Annotated in this window: 18 protein-coding genes; 12 read left to right on the top strand and 6 right to left on the bottom strand. The window is 62.3% G+C overall.

From position 1 onward, the window contains the following. The first annotated feature begins 37 nt into the window (after positions 1–37). From ABVN19_RS17745 to ABVN19_RS17705, 9 genes are all read left to right on the top strand, one after another. The gene (locus ABVN19_RS17745) at positions 38–277 is read left to right on the top strand and encodes a BolA family protein (RefSeq protein WP_028942843.1); all 240 of its coding nucleotides are present in this window, start codon (positions 38–40) and stop codon (positions 275–277) included. A gap of 24 nt (positions 278–301) precedes the next feature. Next, positions 302–1,567, top strand: coding sequence for a UDP-N-acetylglucosamine 1-carboxyvinyltransferase (gene murA / locus ABVN19_RS17740; protein ID WP_028942844.1), 1,266 nt, complete (start codon positions 302–304; stop codon positions 1,565–1,567). A 105-nt stretch (positions 1,568–1,672) separates the two neighbouring features. Then, on the top strand, positions 1,673–2,308 hold the full coding sequence (gene hisG, locus ABVN19_RS17735; protein ID WP_028942845.1) for an ATP phosphoribosyltransferase: 636 nt from the start codon (positions 1,673–1,675) through the stop codon (positions 2,306–2,308). A gap of 126 nt (positions 2,309–2,434) precedes the next feature. After that, on the top strand, positions 2,435–3,760 hold the full coding sequence (hisD, locus tag ABVN19_RS17730; RefSeq protein ID WP_105641219.1) for a histidinol dehydrogenase: 1,326 nt from the start codon (positions 2,435–2,437) through the stop codon (positions 3,758–3,760). A gap of 2 nt (positions 3,761–3,762) precedes the next feature. After that, entirely contained in the window at positions 3,763–4,809 is a 1,047-nt protein-coding gene (hisC, locus tag ABVN19_RS17725) for a histidinol-phosphate transaminase (RefSeq protein ID WP_105641218.1), read from the top strand. 96 nt (positions 4,810–4,905) lie between these two features. Further along, complete coding sequence (locus ABVN19_RS17720) at positions 4,906–5,556, top strand: FadR/GntR family transcriptional regulator (protein ID WP_028942848.1); 651 nt, start codon at positions 4,906–4,908, stop codon at positions 5,554–5,556. Between the two features lie 15 nt (positions 5,557–5,571). Then, positions 5,572–6,855 (top strand): CynX/NimT family MFS transporter, encoded by a 1,284-nt coding sequence (locus tag ABVN19_RS17715; protein WP_028942849.1) that lies wholly within the window; start codon positions 5,572–5,574, stop codon positions 6,853–6,855. A gap of 51 nt (positions 6,856–6,906) precedes the next feature. Then, the gene (locus tag ABVN19_RS17710) at positions 6,907–7,377 is read left to right on the top strand and encodes a nuclear transport factor 2 family protein (protein WP_028942850.1); all 471 of its coding nucleotides are present in this window, start codon (positions 6,907–6,909) and stop codon (positions 7,375–7,377) included. A gap of 40 nt (positions 7,378–7,417) precedes the next feature. Then, the gene (locus ABVN19_RS17705; RefSeq protein WP_028942851.1) at positions 7,418–7,717 is read left to right on the top strand and encodes a GIY-YIG nuclease family protein; all 300 of its coding nucleotides are present in this window, start codon (positions 7,418–7,420) and stop codon (positions 7,715–7,717) included. Here the strand turns inward: ABVN19_RS17705 and yejK are convergent. Continuing rightward, positions 7,698–8,705 carry a nucleoid-associated protein YejK gene (gene yejK, locus ABVN19_RS17700; RefSeq protein WP_105641217.1) on the bottom strand — a complete coding sequence of 336 codons (1,008 nt, stop codon included), beginning with the start codon at positions 8,703–8,705 and terminating at the stop codon, positions 7,698–7,700. The genes ABVN19_RS17705 and yejK overlap by 20 nt on opposite strands. Positions 8,706–9,113: 408 nt before the next feature. On the opposite strand from yejK, the gene ABVN19_RS17695 reads away from it, so the two are divergent. After that, positions 9,114–9,395 carry an HU family DNA-binding protein gene (locus ABVN19_RS17695; RefSeq protein WP_009398256.1) on the top strand — a complete coding sequence of 94 codons (282 nt, stop codon included), beginning with the start codon at positions 9,114–9,116 and terminating at the stop codon, positions 9,393–9,395. Between the two features lie 61 nt (positions 9,396–9,456). Here ABVN19_RS17695 and rlmF read toward each other — a convergent pair whose 3' ends face one another. The 5 genes from rlmF to ABVN19_RS17670 all read right to left on the bottom strand — a co-directional run bounded on the left by rlmF (position 9,457) and on the right by ABVN19_RS17670 (position 15,845). Further along, positions 9,457–10,413, bottom strand: coding sequence for a 23S rRNA (adenine(1618)-N(6))-methyltransferase RlmF (gene rlmF, locus ABVN19_RS17690; protein ID WP_105641216.1), 957 nt, complete (start codon positions 10,411–10,413; stop codon positions 9,457–9,459). A gap of 95 nt (positions 10,414–10,508) precedes the next feature. Further along, positions 10,509–13,355: a valine--tRNA ligase gene (locus ABVN19_RS17685; protein ID WP_028942854.1), complete on the bottom strand. Its 2,847-nt coding sequence runs from the start codon at positions 13,353–13,355 to the stop codon at positions 10,509–10,511. 149 nt (positions 13,356–13,504) lie between these two features. Next, entirely contained in the window at positions 13,505–13,867 is a 363-nt protein-coding gene (locus ABVN19_RS17680) for a DNA polymerase III subunit chi (protein WP_105641215.1), read from the bottom strand. A gap of 4 nt (positions 13,868–13,871) precedes the next feature. Next, entirely contained in the window at positions 13,872–14,300 is a 429-nt protein-coding gene (locus ABVN19_RS17675; protein WP_028942856.1) for a DNA polymerase III subunit chi, read from the bottom strand. 51 nt (positions 14,301–14,351) lie between these two features. Next, positions 14,352–15,845, bottom strand: a complete 1,494-nt coding sequence (locus ABVN19_RS17670; protein WP_028942857.1) for a leucyl aminopeptidase — start codon at positions 15,843–15,845, stop codon at positions 14,352–14,354. A 286-nt stretch (positions 15,846–16,131) separates the two neighbouring features. On the opposite strand from ABVN19_RS17670, the gene lptF reads away from it, so the two are divergent. Together lptF and lptG are read left to right on the top strand one after the other, a co-directional pair. Next, the gene (lptF, locus tag ABVN19_RS17665; RefSeq protein ID WP_028942858.1) at positions 16,132–17,247 is read left to right on the top strand and encodes an LPS export ABC transporter permease LptF; all 1,116 of its coding nucleotides are present in this window, start codon (positions 16,132–16,134) and stop codon (positions 17,245–17,247) included. Beyond that, positions 17,240–18,301, top strand: coding sequence for an LPS export ABC transporter permease LptG (gene lptG, locus ABVN19_RS17660; protein WP_028942859.1), 1,062 nt, complete (start codon positions 17,240–17,242; stop codon positions 18,299–18,301). Before lptF ends, lptG begins: the two co-directional genes overlap by 8 nt. Positions 18,302–18,341: the final 40 nt, after the last annotated feature.

Genomic DNA, 18,341 nt, shown 5'->3' with positions numbered 1-18,341 from the left:
CCGACCCGCGCGCACTGGGCGCCGATTGAGGTTGAGCATGCAGGCCGTAGAAGTTAAGAACTTCCTTGAAGAAAAGTTGCCGGGAACCCGGGTCGAAGTTGAAGGCGAAGGCTGCAACTTCCAGTTGAACGTGATCAGCGACGAATTGGCGGCCTTGAGCCCGGTCAAGCGTCAGCAGCAGATCTATGCTCATCTTAATCCGTGGATCACTGATGGCAGCATCCATGCGGTAACCATGAAATTTTTCAGCAGCGCAGCCTGGGCTGAGCGCAACTGAGCCTAAATTGGCGGCGAGACAGAAATGGACAAACTGATTATTACTGGCGGCGTTCGTCTTGATGGCGAGATCCGCATTTCCGGTGCCAAGAACGCGGCGCTGCCGATTCTCTCGGCAACCCTGCTCTGCGATGGCCCGGTAACGGTCGGCAACCTGCCGCACCTGCACGACATCACCACCATGATCGAGTTGTTCGGGCGCATGGGCATCGAGCCTGTGATCGACGAAAAACTCTCGGTGGAAATCGACCCTCGTACCATCAAGACCCTGGTCGCGCCGTACGAGCTGGTGAAAACCATGCGTGCCTCGATCCTGGTGCTGGGCCCGATGGTTGCCCGCTTTGGCGAGGCTGAAGTTGCCCTGCCTGGCGGTTGCGCCATTGGTTCGCGTCCGGTCGACCTGCACATCCGTGGCCTGGAAGCCATGGGCGCGAAGATCGAAGTCGAAGGCGGCTACATCAAGGCGAAGGCCCCTGAAGGCGGCCTGCGCGGTGCGCACTTCTTCTTCGATACCGTCAGCGTGACCGGTACCGAGAACATCATGATGGCCGCTGCCCTGGCCAAGGGCCGCAGCGTACTGCAGAACGCCGCGCGCGAGCCGGAAGTGGTCGACCTGGCCAACTTCCTGATCGCCATGGGTGCCAAGATCCAGGGCGCCGGTACCGACACCATCACCATCGACGGCGTCGAGCGCCTGGGTTCGGCAACCTACCGCGTCATGCCTGACCGTATCGAGACCGGTACCTACCTGGTTGCGGCAGCGGTCACCGGTGGCCGGGTCAAGGTCAAGGACACCGATCCGACCATCCTTGAAGCTGTCCTTGAAAAGCTCAAGGAAGCCGGCGCCGAAATCACCACCGGTGAAGACTGGATCGAGCTCGACATGCACGGCAAGCGGCCAAAGGCCGTTAACCTGCGTACCGCTCCGTACCCGGCGTTCCCGACCGACATGCAGGCGCAGTTCATCTCGCTCAATGCCATTGCTGAAGGCACGGGCGCTGTGATCGAGACGATCTTCGAAAACCGTTTCATGCACGTGTACGAAATGCACCGCATGGGCGCGCTGATCCAGGTCGAAGGCAACACTGCCATCGTCACCGGTACCAAGACCCTCAAGGGTGCGCCAGTGATGGCCACCGACCTGCGGGCCTCGGCCAGCCTGGTACTGTCGGCACTGGTTGCCGAAGGCGATACCCTGATCGATCGTATCTACCACATCGACCGTGGTTACGAATGCATCGAGGAAAAACTGCAGATGCTGGGCGCCAAGATCCGTCGCGTACCGGGCTAGTCTGTAGTCGGCGCAGGGACGCGCCAGCCAATTGCTGCACCGAATTGAACGCGGTCGGGCCCCTGGGTCCGACCGGCTGTAGCCGCATAAGGACCGACGTTTCCCATGTTGACCATCGCGCTATCCAAGGGTCGGATTCTCGACGATACCCTGCCGTTGCTGGCTGAGGCCGGTATCGTGCCGACCGAGAACCCGGACAAGAGCCGCAAACTGATCATCCCGACGACCCAGGACGATGTGCGCCTGCTGATCGTGCGGGCTACCGATGTGCCGACCTATGTCGAGCATGGCGCCGCCGATCTGGGTGTGGCTGGCAAGGACGTGTTGATGGAGTACGGCGGCCAGGGCCTGTACGAGCCCCTGGACCTGCAGATCGCCCAGTGCAAGCTCATGACTGCCGGTGCCATCGGCGCGGCCGAGCCCAAGGGGCGCCTGCGCGTTGCGACTAAGTTCGTCAACGTCGCCAAGCGCTACTATGCCGAGCAGGGTCGTCAAGTCGACATCATCAAGCTCTACGGCTCGATGGAGCTGGCGCCACTGATTGGCCTGGCCGACAAGATCATCGACGTTGTCGATACCGGCAACACCCTGCGTGCCAACGGCCTGGAACCCCAGGAGCTGATTGCCACCATCAGCTCCCGGCTGGTGGTCAACAAGGCTTCGATGAAGATGCAGCACGCCCGCATCCAGAGCCTGATCGACACCCTGCGCCAGGCTGTCGAATCGCGACACCGCGGCTGACTTCTGCGCGCGACCTTCGCTGTCGCGCCCGTCTATCCGCGTCATAGCCAATTTTCTCAGGTGCCCGCGCGGATCGACTGGTAGCCTAGGGTGCCTGAGCATTCGCCATTAATTGAGGCCCTCGCTATGACCGCGTCCACTGCAATTGCCCGACTCAATGCCGCCGACCCGGATTTCGCCCGACATCTGGATCATCTGCTGAGCTGGGAAAGCGTGTCTGACGACGCGGTCAACCAGCGTGTGCTGGACATCATCAAGGCCGTGCGCGAGCGCGGTGATGTTGCATTGGTGGAGTTCACCCAGCGTTTCGACGGGGTTGACGCCAAGTCCATTGACGACCTGATCCTGGGGCGCGAGCGCCTGGAGCTGGCGTTGACTCGCATCACCCCGGCCCAGCGCGAAGCCCTGGAAAAAGCCGCCGATCGCGTGCGCAGCTACCACGAGCGCCAGAAGCAGGATTCCTGGACCTACACGGAAGCCGACGGCACGGTGCTGGGCCAGAAAGTCACCCCGCTGGACCGTGCTGGCCTGTACGTGCCGGGGGGCAAGGCCTCCTATCCGTCGTCGGTGCTGATGAACGCCATTCCGGCCAAGGTGGCCGGCGTGGGTGAAGTTGTGATGGTGGTGCCGACCCCGCGGGGCGAGATCAACGAGCTGGTACTCGCCGCGGCGTGCATCGCCGGGGTCGATCGCGTCTTTACCATCGGTGGCGCCCAGGCGGTGGCCGCTCTGGCCTATGGCACCGAAAGCGTGCCGCAGGTCGACAAGGTGGTCGGGCCGGGCAACATCTACGTCGCCACTGCCAAGCGCCATGTGTTTGGTCAGGTGGGTATCGACATGATCGCCGGTCCTTCGGAAATCCTTGTGGTGTGTGACGGCCAGACCGACCCGGACTGGATCGCCATGGACCTGTTCTCCCAGGCCGAACACGACGAAGATGCCCAGGCGATCCTGGTCAGCCCGGATGTCGCGTTCCTCGACAAGGTTGCGGCCAGCATCGACAAACTGCTGCCGACCATGGAACGTGCCGAGATCATCAAGACTTCGATCAATGGCCGTGGCGCGCTGATCCAGGTGCGCGACATGCAGCAGGCAATGGAGGTGGCCAACCGTATCGCGCCAGAGCACCTGGAGCTATCGGTGGCTGACCCACAGGCCTGGCTGCCGCAGATCCGCCACGCCGGCGCGATCTTCATGGGTCGCCACACCAGCGAAGCCCTGGGCGACTACTGCGCCGGTCCAAACCACGTGCTGCCCACCTCGGGGACCGCACGCTTCTCGTCACCACTGGGGGTCTATGACTTCCAGAAGCGCTCTTCGATCATCTTCTGCTCCGAGCAGGGGGCTTCCGAACTGGGGCGCACCGCGTCGGTTCTGGCCCGTGGTGAATCGCTCACCGCCCACGCCCGCAGCGCTGAATACCGCATCGTTGCTGACAAGAAGGGGAACTGAACATGAGTAAATTCTGGAGCCCCTTCGTCAAGGACCTGGTGCCTTACGTGCCGGGCGAGCAGCCCAAGCTGGCCAAACTGGTCAAGCTCAACACCAACGAGAACCCCTATGGCCCCTCACCCAAGGCGCTGGAGGCCATGCGTGGCGAGCTGAACGATAACCTGCGCCTGTACCCGGACCCGAACAGCGACCTGCTCAAGCAGGCGGTGGCGGACTACTACGGGGTCAAAGGGAACCAGGTATTCCTGGGCAACGGCTCGGACGAGGTGCTGGCGCACATTTTCCACGGCCTGTTCCAGCACGGTGCGCCGTTGTTGTTCCCGGACATCAGCTACAGCTTCTATCCGGTTTACTGCGGTCTGTATGGCATCCCTTTCGAGCAGGTGGCGCTGGACGAGCAGTTCCAGATCCGCGTCGAAGACTACGCCAGGCCCAATGGTGGCATCATCTTTCCCAACCCCAACGCACCGACCGGCTGCCTGTTGGCGCTGGAGGCCATCGAGCAACTGCTCAAGGCCAGCCCGGAGTCGGTCGTGGTGGTCGATGAGGCTTATATCGACTTCGGTGGGCAGACGGCGATCAGCCTGGCGGATCGCTATGACAACCTGCTGGTGACCCAGACACTGTCCAAGTCGCGCTCGCTGGCCGGGCTGCGGGTTGGTCTGGCAGTCGGGCACCCGGACCTGATCGAGGCGCTGGAGCGGATCAAGAACAGCTTCAACTCCTACCCGCTCGATCGCATGGCGATTGTCGGTGCGGCGGCGGCCTTCCAGGATCGCGCCTACTTTGAAGACACCTGCCGCAAGGTGATCGACAGCCGTGATGCGCTGGTTGGCGAGTTGACCGCACGTGGCTTTGAAGTGCTGCCTTCGGCGGCCAACTTCATTTTCACGCGTCACCCGCAACACGATGCGGGTGAACTGGCAGCCAAACTGCGCGAGCAAGGCGTGATCGTGCGCCATTTCAAGCAGGCGCGCATTGCCCAGTTCCTGCGTATCACCATCGGTACGCCGGAGCAGAACCAAGCGTTGCTTGATGCATTGAACTGACTGATCGCGGGACAAGCCCGCTCCCACACAGCCACTGTGGGGGCGGGGTTGTCCCGCGATTGTATTTCCAGATAATTCATCCGATGATTGGATGTCATGACATTACTCAGCAAACGATCCCTGGTCGAACAAGCCGTCGACCAATTACGCGAACGCATCGCCCATGGCGCCTGGGCCGTTGGCCAGCGCCTGCCTACCGAACCTGAATTGGCAACCGAGCTTGGCATCAGCCGCAACACTGTTCGCGAAGCCATGCGGGTGCTGGCGTTCAGTGGTCTGGTCGAGGTGCGCCAGGGTGACGGTAGCTACCTGCGTACTGCGGTTGATCCGTTGCGGGCGCTGCAGGCACTGTCGCGCTGCGACCTGGCACAGGCCCGTGAGGCGCGGCATATCCTTGAAGCCGAAGCTATCGGCCTTGCCGCCCTGCGCCGTACAGACGAAGACCTCAAAGGCCTGCGTGAGGCCCTTGAACATAGCAGCGCGCACTATCACGACGATCTGGAGCGCTACATCAGCTGCGACCTGGTGTTTCACCAGCGCATGGTGGATGCCGCACACAACCCGGCCTTGAGCGAGTTGTACCGCTATTTTTCCGGAGTGGTGGCGGCCACCTTGCACCACAACCTTTCCCACGCGCCGCGCTGTCAGTCGGTCTTCGACCTGCATGGGCAGATTCTCGACGCTATCGAACAACGCGATTCGGACACGGCCAAGGCCCTGAGCCGAACCCTGATCAACGAATCCTGACTTTGCGAGACTGCCATGGCCCATGACACTTCCCGAAATGTTCCACCGACCCAGGGACCGGAGCTTGAAGAACTGCTGATCGACGCCGAGGCCGACGATGAACAGGTACAACACCAGCCGGTGCTGCTCAAGCGCCCTTGGCTGTTGCTGGTGGGTTTGGTGCTGGTGGCGCTGAACCTGCGCCCGGCGCTGTCGAGCATGGCACCGTTGCTCAACCAGGTCTCCGAGAGCCTTGGGCTGAGTGCTTCTGCGGCCGGCTTGCTGACCACCTTGCCGGTACTGTGCCTGGGACTGTTCGCGCCATTGGCGCCGGTACTGGCGCGTCGTTTTGGTAGTGAGCGGGTGGTCCTCGGCATTCTTCTGGTACTGGCGCTCGGGATTGCGGTGCGCAGTGCCTTTGGCAGTACCGGGTTGTTCCTCGGCACCATCATGGCCGGGGCCAGTATCGGCGTGGTAGGCGTATTGCTGCCAGGGATCGTCAAGCGCGATTTCCCGCAGCACGCTGGCACCCTCACGGGCGTCTACACCATGGCATTGTGCCTGGGGGCAGCGCTTGCCGCTGGCGCTACCGTGCCGCTGAGCCAGCACCTGGGCGACAGCTGGTCCCTGGGGTTGGGTTTCTGGTTGATTCCGGCGCTGCTGGCCGCCTTGATCTGGTTGCCCCAGGCGCGTGAAGGGCACGGCGCACACCATGTCGCCTATCGGGTGCGTGGCCTGTTGCGCGATCCGCTGGCCTGGCAGGTGACGCTGTACATGGGCCTGCAGTCGTCGCTGGCCTACATTGTGTTTGGCTGGCTGCCATCGATCCTGATCGGCCGCGGCCTGACCCCGACCCAGGCTGGCCTGGTGCTGTCAGGTTCAGTGATTGTGCAATTGATCAGCTCGCTGGCTGCCCCCTGGTTGGCAACCCGTGGCAAGGATCAGCGCATCGCCATCGTCGGCGTTATGGTGTTGGTGCTGGCGGGCCTGTTCGGTTGCCTGTATGCACCACTCGAGGGTCTGTGGGGTTGGGCAATCATTCTAGGGCTGGGGCAGGGTGGCAGTTTCGCCCTGGCCTTGACCTTGATTGTGCTGCGCTCAAAGGACGCGCATGTCGCTGCCAACCTGTCGAGCATGGCCCAGGGCGTGGGCTACACCCTGGCTTCCCTGGGGCCGTTCGCGGTCGGCCTGGTGCATGACCTGACCGGCGGCTGGGAAGCCGTTGGCTGGATTTTCGCGCTGGTGGGTATCGGTGCTATCGCCTTCGGCTTGAAGGCCGGGCGCAGTCTGCACGTGCAGGTGGTCAGCGAGCGCGTCTGACCTGCCAGATGCTATTGTGCGGGTCTGTTCCCTCGGTAATGGACCCGCCTCATGAGCGATGCCAACAACGCCCTGATCACGCGTTTTTACCAGGCCTTCCAACGCCTCGACGCCGAGGCCATGGTGGCCTGCTACAGCGATGACATCGTCTTCAGTGATCCAGCCTTCGGAACCTTGCGTGGCAAGGATGCCGGCGATATGTGGCGCATGCTCACCACTCGCGCCAAGGACTTCTCCCTGACCTTCGACGCCGTGCGTGCCGATGAGCGAACCGGCAGCGCCCACTGGGTCGCCACCTACCTGTTCAGTCAGACTGGCCGAGTTGTGATCAACGATATCCAGGCGCGATTTGTCGTTCGTGACGGCAGGATCTGTGAGCATCACGACCGCTTTGACCTGTGGCGCTGGTCGCGACAGGCACTGGGTATCAAGGGACTATTACTGGGCTGGACACCGCTGGTACAAGGCAAGGTCCGCCAGCAGGCATTGAAAGGCTTGCGTGCGTTTCAGGCCGGGCGCTGAACGGGTAAGCTGTCGGCTTTGCCGTTCACTAGACAGCACCGTGACCCAAGCCACTGCCGATTCACCTGCAAAATCCTGGTACCTCTATCTGGTACGGGCCGCCAATGGCTCGCTCTATTGTGGTATCAGCGATGATCCGCAACGACGTTTCATCGCCCATCAAAAGGGGCAGGGGGCGCGCTATTTCAGTACCAGCCCGGCCGTGGCGCTGGTGTATATCGAAGCCTGGCCCAGCAAGGCCGAAGCCTTGCGCCAGGAACGCTTGGTGAAGAAGTTGCGCAAAGGTGCCAAGGAAGCCCTGGTGGCCTCCTACAACTCGATCAGTCCTTGCGACGCTTGAGCTGATCGGTCAGCTGTGTCGGCAAGCCCTTGATGATTAACGTGCCGGCTTCTTCGTCGTATTCGATTTTCGAGCCCAGCAGGTGTGCTTCAAAGCTGATCGACAGTCCCTCGGCACGGCCGGTGAAGCGGCGGAACTGGTTCAGGGTGCGTTTGTCGGCCGGGATTTCCGGCGACAGGCCGTAGTCCTTGTTGCGGATGTGCTCGTAGAAGGCGCGTGGACGGTCTTCATCGATCAGCCCCGAGAGCTCTTCAAGGGTCACTGGCTCACCGGCCTTTGTCTGGCTGGTGGCATAATCGACCAGGGTCTGGGTTTTCTCCCGGGCGGCCTCTTCGGGCAGGTCTTCACTTTCGACGAAGTCGCTGAAGGCCTTGAGCAAGGTGCGTGTTTCGCCGGGGCCGTCGACGCCTTCCTGGCAGCCGATGAAGTCACGGAAGTACTCCGAGACCTTCTTGCCGTTCTTGCCCTTGATAAAGGAGATGTACTGCTTGGAGGCCTTGTTGTTCTGCCATTCGGACAGGTTGATGCGGGCCGCCAGGTGCAACTGGCCCAGGTCCAGGTGACGGGACGGCGTGACGTCCAGTTCGGCGTTTACCGCTACCCCTTCGCTGTGGTGCAGCAGGGCGATGGCCAGGTACTCGGTCATGCCTTGCTGATAGTGGGCGAACAAGACATGGCCGCCGACCGACAGGTTGGATTCTTCCATCAGTTTTTGCAGGTGCTCGACGGCGACCCGGCTGAAGGCAGTGAAGGTGCTGCCTGCATCCAGGTACTCCTTGAGCCAGCCGCTGAACGGGTGGGCACCCGATTCTGCGTGGAAGAAGCCCCAGGCTTTGCCTTGCTTGGCGTTGTAGCTGTCGTTGAGGTCGGCCAGGAGGTTTTCGATGGCGCTGGACTCGGTCAGTTCCGAGTCGCGTGCGTGCAGCACAGCGGGGCTGCCATCGGGCTTCTTGTCGATCAGGTGGACGATGCAATGACGGATCGGCATGGGATTCTCGGTTGAAAATGGGCGGTGCAGGCCGCGTTGCAAAGCTGCCAAGTGTACCTCAGCCCAAGGGTGATTCTGCGGCCAGTTGTTGGCAGAAATGGCGGTTGTTCGTTTTTTGTTCAATTTTTTGCGTTTTTTCGCGCAAACCCCCGAAAAACCTGCACATTTGCCCTGCCAGAGGCGGATATTTATCTATTCCTGTGGTAGTTTTGCCCGGTCTTGCGCCCCGTGTGTGGCGCATTGCTGGCAGACCGCTTGCGTCGCGTCGAACCAAACGCCGTTTTGCGTATCTACATACGCGATTGACGTGGCTGTAACACCGGACCGCCGGTTCCCCCGCAGGTCTGGCTCGATGACTGACGTAGCACTCTGCATACTCACTGAATTTGATAGGGAAGGAACACCACCATGGCATTGACCAAAGACCAACTGATCGCCGACATCGCCGAAGCTATCGACGCGCCGAAAACCACCGCGCGTAACGCTCTGGAGCAACTGGGTCAGATCGTTGCTGATCAACTGGAAAATGGCAGCGAAATCACCCTGCCAGGCATTGGTAAACTGAAAATCACCGAGCGTCCTGCCCGTACCGGCCGCAACCCTTCGACTGGCGCTGCCATCGAAATCGCTGCCAAGAAAGTCGTCAAGTTCGTGCCAGCCAAAGTGCTGACCGACGCTGTAAACAAGTAATTGTAAGCAGCTACAAAAAACCGCGTCCGGTTCATCCGGACGCGGTTTTTTTTGCCCGCTCCTACCGGGGTGTCCAGCGGGTTTCGCGCCATGTGTGGCGGGACGCTTGATCCTGGAAGGTCCAGGCCACCATACGGCTCTGCTTCTGCCCCTGGCCCATCTCGACGATACGCACCACCTGCGCACCCGCCTTCTTCAGGACGGCCTGGATGCCAGGTAGGTTGGACGCTTTGGACACCAACGAGGTGAACCACAGCACCTGCTGGCCCAAGGTCGCGCTCTCTGTCACCAGTTGGCTGACGAAGCGGATCTCGCCGCCTTCGCACCAAAGCTCGTTGTTCTGCCCGCCAAAGTTCAGCACCGGCAGCTTGCGCTTGGGGTCGGCCTTGCCCAGGGCACGCCACTTGCGCTGGCTACCACGCGTGGCTTCCTCGCGGGAGGCATGGAAGGGCGGGTTGCACAAGGTCAGGTCGTAGCGCTCGTCGTCTTTGAGCAGGCCTAGCAGGATGTGTTTGCGATTACCTTGCTGGCGCAGGCTGATGGCCTTGTCCAGGCCGTTGGCCTGGACGATGGCCTTGGCGGCGGCGAGGGCCGTGGGGTCGATATCGGAGCCCAGGAAGCGCCAGCGGTAGTCGCTGTGGCCCAGCAGTGGGTAGATGCAGTTGGCGCCTACGCCGATATCCAGTGCCCGCACCTGGGAGCCTCGTGGTATTTCACCGCCGTTTTCTTCGGCCAGCAGGTCGGCCAGCACATGGATGTAGTCGGCGCGCCCGGGAATGGGCGGGCACAGGTAGTCGGCCGGAATGTCCCAGTGCTGAATGCCGTACTGGGCCTTGAGCAAGGCACGGTTGAATACCCGTACGGCTTCGGGGTTGGCAAAGTCGATGCTGGGCTTGCCGTGGGGGTTGGTGATCATGAACTGGCCCAGTTCGGGGCTGCTCTTGATCAGCTCGGGAAAGTTGTAGCGGCCCTGGTGGCGGTTGCGCGGATGCAGGGTCGGTTTGTCGGGTGTGGTCATCGTGGTGTCCGGTGGAAAGCATCGCGGGTCAAGCCCGCTCCTGCTGGTGCAGGAGCGGGCTTGACCCGCGATGGCATCACTGAGATCAGCGATCGTTACAGCGCAGCGATCCGCGCATGCTGCTCGGTGAAGTTGGCCAGGGCCTGTTCGGCCTCAGCCAGCTTGGCGCGTTCCTTGTCAATCACCGCCGGCGGAGCCTTGTCGACGAAAGCGGCGTTGGACAGCTTGCCGCCCACGCGCTGGACTTCGCCCTGCAGGCGCTGGATTTCCTTGTTCAGGCGTGCCAGCTCCGCGTCCTTGTCGATCAGGCCGGCCATCGGCACCAGCACTTGCAGGTCGCCAACCAGTGCGGTGGCGCTCAGCGGTGCTTCGTCCTGCTCGCCCAGCACGGTGAAGGACTCGATCTTCGCCAGCTTCTTGAGCAGCGCTTCGTTCTCCTGCAGGCGACGCTGGTCTTCGGCACTGGCGTTCTTGAGGAACAGTTGCAGGGGCTTGCCCGGGCCGATGTTCATCTCGCCGCGAATGTTGCGCACGCCGAGCATCAGTTCCTTGAGCCATTCGATATCGCCTTCGGCAGCGGCATCGATGCGGCTTTCATTGGCCACCGGCCATGGCTGCAGCATGATGGTCTTGCCTTCGGCACCGGCCAGCGGCGCCAGGCGCTGCCAGATTTCTTCGGTGATGAACGGCATGAACGGGTGCGCCAGGCGCAGGGCCACTTCCAGTACGCGTACCAGGGTGCGGCGGGTGCCACGGGCGCGCTCGACCGGGGCGTTCTCGTCCCACAGTACCGGCTTGGATAGCTCCAGGTACCAGTCGCAGTACTGGTTCCAGATGAACTCGTAGAGCGCCTGGGCGGCCAGGTCGAAGCGGAACTGTTCCAACTGGCGGGTCACCTCGGCTTCGGTGCGCTGCAGTTGGGAGATGATCCAGCGATCAGCCAGCGACAGCTCGTAGGCTTCGCCGTTCTGGCCGCAGTCTTCACCTTTGTCCAGGACGTAGCGGGCGGCGTTCCAGATCTTGTTGCAGAAGTTGCGGTAGCCCTCGACACGGCCCATGTCGAACTTGATGTCGCGCCCGGTGGAGGCGAGGGAGCAGAAGGTAAAGCGCAGGGCGTCGGTGCCGTAGCTGGCAATGCCTTCGGGGAACTCGGCCTTGGTCTGCTTGGCGATTTTCTCGGCGAGCTTGGGCTGCATCAGGCCACTGGTGCGTTTTTCCAGCAGCTCGTCCAGGGTAATGCCGTCGACGATGTCCAGCGGGTCAAGGACGTTGCCCTTGGACTTGGACATCTTCTGGCCCTGGCCGTCGCGGACCAGGCCGTGAACGTACACGGTCTTGAACGGAACCTGCGGGGTGCCGTCTTCATTCTTCACCAGGTGCATGGTGAGCATGATCATCCGGGCGACCCAGAAGAAAATGATATCGAAACCGGTGACTAGCACGTCGGTGGAGTGGAAGGTCTTGAGGAACTCGGTCTGCTGTGGCCAGCCCAGGGTCGAGAAGGTCCACAGGCCCGAGCTGAACCAGGTGTCGAGAACGTCGTTGTCCTGGTTCAGGACCACGTCGGCACCCAGGTTGTGCTTGGCGCGGACTTCTTCTTCGCTGCGCCCGACATAGACCTTGCCCGACTCGTCGTACCAGGCCGGAATGCGGTGGCCCCACCACAGCTGGCGGCTGATGCACCAGTCCTGGATATCGCGCATCCAGGAGAAGTACATGTTCTCGTACTGTTTAGGCACGAACTGGATACGACCGTCTTCAACGGCGGCGATGGCAGGCTCGGCCAGCGGTTTGGTCGACACGTACCACTGGTCGGTCAGCCAAGGCTCGATGACGGTGCCGGAGCGGTCGCCCTTCGGTACCTTCAGGGCGTGGTCGTCGACGCTGACCAGCAGGCCCGCGGCGTCGAAGTCGGCAACGATCTGCTTGCGCGCGACGAAGCGGTCCAGGCCTGCATACTGCGCGGGCAGGGTGGCGTCGACGCTTTCGTTGACGCTACCGTCGAGGTTGAACACCTGGGCTGCCGGCAGCACGAAGGCGTTCTTGTCGAAGATGTTCAGCAGCGGCAGGTTGTGACGCTTGCCGACTTCATAGTCATTGAAGTCGTGGGCCGGGGTAATCTTCACGCAGCCGGTGCCGAACTCGGGGTCGCAGTAGTCGTCGCCGATGATCGGGATGCGGCGGCCAACCAGCGGCAGCTCGACGAACTTGCCGATCAGCGCCTTGTAGCGCTCGTCTTCGGGATTCACAGCCACCGCTGCGTCGCCGAGCATGGTTTCCGGGCGGGTAGTGGCAACGATCAGGTAGTCTTTGCCGTCGGCGGTCTTGGCGCCGTCAGCCAGCGGGTAGCGCAGGTTCCACAGGTGGCCTTTTTCGTCGTGGTTTTCCACTTCGAGGTCGGAAATCGCCGTGTGCAGCTTGGTGTCCCAGTTGACCAGGCGCTTGCCGCGGTAGATCAGGCCGTCTTCATGCAGGCGCACGAAGGCTTCCTTGACAGCTTCAGACAGGCCATCGTCCATGGTGAAGCGCTCGCGGCTCCAGTCGACCGACGAGCCCAGGCGGCGGATCTGGCGGCTGATGTTGCCACCCGACTGATCCTTCCACTCCCAGACCTTTTCCAGGAATTTTTCGCGACCCAGGTCGTGGCGGTTCTGGCCTTTGGCTTCGAGCTGACGCTCGACCAGCATCTGGGTGGCGATACCGGCGTGGTCGGTACCTGGCTGCCACAGGGTGTTGCGACCCTGCATGCGGCGGAAACGGATCAGGGCGTCCATGATCGCGTTGTTGAAACCATGACCCATGTGCAGGCTGCCGGTGACGTTCGGCGGCGGAATCATGATGGTGTAGGAATCGCCCGCGCCTTGCGGGGCGAAATAATTCTCGGACTCCCAGGTGTTGTACCAGGAAGTTTCAATTGCGTGCGGCTGGTAGGTCTTATCCATGCGCGGCGGGACCCTTAGGCATTTATTCAGGAAAGCCGGTAAGTATAACGGGGATAAGGGCCGGGGCGTAGAGCGAGGTGATGGCAGGAGGCAAAAACATCGCGGGGCAAGGCCGCTCCTACCGGGCAGGAGCGGCCTTGCCCCGCGATTCACTCTGGAAGCTGGCCGAGCAGCCGCTCCAGGCGAGCATCGAGACGACGCTTGATTTCGTTCTCGATGTGCGGGGTAAAGTCGTTGATCACATCTTGCATGATCAACTGCGCGGCGGCACGCAACTCGGTGTCCAGGTGCAGCAGGGTTTCCTGGCGGCGAGCCTGTGGGTCGTCAGCCACTACCGGGGCAGAAGCAGGAGCTGGCGGCACGATGGCTTCTTCGAGCAACAGCGGGATTTGCTCCTCGACGGTATCGGTCAGCAGCGGTGGCTCAAGGGATTCGTCGCCCAGCAACTGGCGAATCGACTCGAGGTCGTCCAGCAGGTGTGCGGATTGGGGCAGGGCAGTGGGTTTATCCATCGTCTCAGAGTCGCTGTAAGCGGTGATTCTGCAGAGCATAGCCCTGTTCGCGGTAGAAACGGTAACTCTCTCGGGCAGCCAGACGAATCGTCGGCTCCTCGACCACGATCTCGGCAATACGGGCAAAGCGCGCGGCGAACGGCGGTACCTTCAGGTCCAGGTTGATCAACAGGTCCTGATGGCTGCCGGCGTCGTCGCCAAGGCCGAGGGCCACACTGCCTTGCGGGTCGTCTTCGGCCGGGCTGTGGGGCACGAAGGCCTCGCCCTTGAAGGCCCACAGGCGCGCGTCCAGTTCATCGCGCTGGGCGGCATCGCTGCAGTGCAGGTAAACCCTGTGGCCAAGGCGCCAGGCCTTGTCGCAGAGCTTGCAGGCGAAATCCAGGCGCGCCGAGGGCGCGTCGCTGGGCAGAATATAGAAATCGACTTTGCTCATGGTCAGCCTGCCGGGCGATTACGTCCGAAGACGCAACCGCCCGGCTGTCACTCAGGCGTTGGCGCGATCGAGCAGGTACTGGGTCAGCAGCGGGACCGGACGGCCAGTGGCGCCCTTGTCCTTGCCGCCGCTGATCCAGGCCGTGCCGGCGATGTCCAGGTGGGCCCAGTTGTAGGCCTTGGCGAACCGTGACAGGAAGCAGCCGGCAGTGATGGTGCCGGCCTTTGGCCCACCGATGTTGGCGATGTCGGCGAACGGGCTGTCGAGCTGTTCCTGGTACTCGTCGAACAGCGGCAGCTGCCAGGCGCGGTCGTCGGCACGCTTGCCGGCGTCGAGCAGTTGGCCGACCAGCTCATCGTTGTTGCCCATCAGGCCCGACGTGTGGCTGCCCAGGGCGACAATGCAGGCACCGGTCAGGGTGGCGATGTCGATCACGGCCTGGGGCTTGAAGCGCTCGGCGTAGGTGAGGGTGTCGCACAGTACCAGGCGGCCTTCGGCGTCGGTGTTGAGGATTTCGACGGTCTGGCCGCTCATGGTGGTGACGATGTCGCCTGGACGGGTGGCGCCGCCGCTCGGCATGTTCTCGGCACAGGCCAGCAGGCACACCAGGTTGATCGGCAGTTGCAGTTCGAGCACGGCGCGCAGGGTGCCGAAGACGCTGGCGGCACCGCCCATGTCGTACTTCATCTCATCCATGCCGGCGCCGGGCTTGAGGCTGATGCCGCCGGTGTCGAAGGTGATGCCCTTGCCCACCAGTACGAACGGTTTCTCGGACTTCTTGCCGCCCTGGTGGCTCATCACGATCAGGCGTGGTGGCTGGTCGCTGCCCTGGCCAACGGCGTAGAACGCGCCCATGCCCAGTTCCTTGATTTTCTTCTCGTCCAGCACTTCGACCTTCAGGCCCTTGTAGGCCTTGCCCAGGCCCTTGGCCTGTTCGGCCAGGTAGCTTGGGTGGCAGACGTTCGGGGGCAGGTTGCCCAGGTCGCGGGTGAAGCGCATGCCAGCGGCAATGGCGCGGGCATGCTTGAGGGCACGTTCGACTTCGCCGGCACCGGCCTTGTCGGCCAGCAGGGTGATTTTCTTCAGGGCACGGGGTTCGGCTTTCTGGCTCTTGAACTGATCGAAGACATATTCACCGTCGAGCAGGCTCTCGGCCAGCAGGCGCGTCTTGCCATAGAAGGCATCGCGGCCAGTGACGGCGACGTCATCGAGGGCCAGTACCGCGTCGCTGCCGTTCAGGCCCTTGAGCACCGCCAGCACGCTGGATACCACTTTGCGCCAGCTGCGATCACCCAGTTCGGCTTCTTTGCCGACACCCACCAGCAGCACGCGTTCGGCCTTGAGGTTGGCCAGGCCTTGCAGCAGCAGGGTCTGACCAACCTTGCCGGCCAGGTCGCCGCGCTTGAGTACGGCACTCAGGGCACCGGCACTGGCTTCGTCCACAGCTTTGGCGGTGGCGCCGAGCTTGCGGCCTTCACCGACAGTGAGCACCAGCGTTGCGGTTTTCAAGGATGCAGCGGCTACGCTCTTTACAACCAGTTCCATGTCAGGGTCCCCGAATGATCTGTCTATGCGCGCTGTCTGTGCAGGCGCAGTAAGCGAGCTGGCCGCGTGGTCGCGTGCCAGTGATAAAGCTGCCAGTTTGAGCCTGCATGGACTGCCCTGACAACCCCGATATGAAGCATTGCAAGCCGCCAAGTGACAGGCACGGCCAATCACAGGATAATGCGCCAACTTTTATCCAGGTTCGCATTGGCGAGCCGGTAACTATCTTGGCAGTTATGTATTCCTTGTTCGGCTGTCCGAGCCTGACAACCCAGGAGTGTCTGGTTTGATCGTCTTCCGTTATCTGTCCCGTGAGGTCCTGGTGACCCTGAGTGCCGTCAGCGCCGTGCTGTTGGTCATCATCATGAGCGGGCGCTTCATCAAGTACCTGGCCCAGGCGGCCCAGGGCATCCTCGATCCGGGTGTGCTGTTCCTGATCATGGGGTATCGCCTGCCGGGCTTCCTTCAATTGATCCTGCCGCTGGGGCTGTTCCTCGGGATTCTCCTGGCCTATGGCCGGCTCTACCTGGAAAGCGAGATGACCGTGCTCTCGGCGACCGGCATGAGCCAGCAGCGCCTGCTGCGCATGACCATGGCGCCTGCGGCACTGGTGGCTTTGCTGGTGGCTTGGCTGAGCCTGGGCCTGGCGCCTCAGGGCGTGACCAAGGTCGCCCAGATCATCAACCAGCAGGATGCCTTGACCGAATTCGACACCCTGGTGCCAGGGCGATTCCAGACCTTGCGCGACGGCACGCGGGTCACCTACACCGAGCAGTTGTCCGAAGACCGCGGCAACCTGGGCGGCGTGTTCATTTCCGAGAAGCGCTTCTCCGAAGACAAGACCAAGGAGCGTGCGCCCTCGGTACTGGTCGCCGAGAAGGGCCGGCAAGAAGTCGGTGCCGACGGCAATCGCTACCTGATCCTGGAAAACGGCTACCGCTACGATGGCAACCCCGGCCAGGCCGACTACCGCGCGATCAAGTACGACACCTATGGCGTGTTGCTGCCCAAGCCTGAGGTCAGCGAAGAAATCACTGACCGCGAGGCGATCCCGACTTCCGATCTGATCGGCCACGACGGCCTGCGCGAGCGTGCCGAGCTGCAATGGCGCCTGTCGCTGCCGCTGCTGGTGTTCATCGTGACCCTGATGGCAGTGCCGCTGTCGCGGGTCAACCCGCGCCAGGGCCGCTTCCTCAAGCTGCTGCCGGCGATTCTTCTGTATATGGCGTACCTGACAATGCTGATTGCCGTGCGTGGCGCCCTGGAGAAAGGCAAGCTGCCGATCGGCCTGGGTATCTGGTGGGTCCACGGGCTGTTCCTGTTCATCGGCCTGGGCTTGATGTACTGGGAGCCGATGCGCCTCAAGCGTGCCGCTCGCCGTGCGGAGGTGGCCCATGGTTAAGCTCGACCGCTACATCGGCAAGAGCGTCCTGGTGGCCATTCTTGCCGTGCTCGGGATCATCCTGGGCCTGGCCTCGCTGTTCGCCTTCATCGACGAAATGGGCGACATCAGCGACAGCTACACCCTGATGGATGCCGGCAATTTTGTCTTGCTGACGGCACCGCGCCGGCTCTACGACATGCTGCCGATGGCGGCGTTGATCGGCTGCCTGATCGGCCTGGGCAGCCTGGCCAGCAGCAGCGAGTTGACCATCATGCGCGCTGCCGGTGTGTCCATCGGGCGGATCGTCTGGGCGGTCATGAAGCCGATGCTGGTGCTGATGCTGGCTGGTATCCTGATCGGCGAATACGTAGCCCCTGTGACCGAGAACAAGGCCCAGGCCGATCGTTCGCTGGCCCAGGGCAGTGGTGAGGCACAGAGTTCCAAGCGTGGCATGTGGCACCGCCAGGGCGAGGAGTTCGTACACATCAACTCCGTGCAGCCCAATGGCCTGCTGTATGGCGTCACCCGCTATCGCTTCGATAACGAGCGTCACCTGGTCACCTCCAGCTTTGCCCGCCGGGCGCAGTACCAGGACGACCATTGGCAGCTGAGCGACGTGACCACCACCCACTTCCGTGGCGATCACACCGAAGTGGTCAAGGCACCGGCAGAGCGCTGGGATGTAACCGTCACGCCGCAACTGCTCAATACCGTGGTGCTGGCGCCTGAGTCGCTGTCGATCACGGGCCTGTGGGACTACATCCACTACCTGTCCGACCAGGGCCTGAACAATGCCCGCTATTGGCTGGCGTTCTGGACCAAGGTCCTGCAGCCGATGGTGACGGCGGCGCTGGTGTTGATGGCCATCTCTTTCATCTTCGGCCCGTTGCGTTCGGTAACCCTGGGCCAGCGTGTGTTCACCGGCGTGCTGGTGGGCTTTGTATTCCGCATCGCCCAGGACCTGCTGGGGCCATCGAGCCAGGTGTTCGGCTTCCCGCCGCTGCTGGCAGTGGTGATCCCGGCGGCAATCTGCGCCGGCGCCGGCTGGTGGATGTTGAGACGCGCTGGATAGCACAAAAAAGCCGACCCAAGGGTCGGCTTTTTTGTGCCCG

Origin of the sequence: Pseudomonas vranovensis (assembly GCF_040438935.1) — a bacterium.
Taxonomy (GTDB): domain Bacteria; phylum Pseudomonadota; class Gammaproteobacteria; order Pseudomonadales; family Pseudomonadaceae; genus Aquipseudomonas; species Aquipseudomonas vranovensis.
This window is presented reverse-complemented; position numbering and strand designations above follow the sequence as displayed.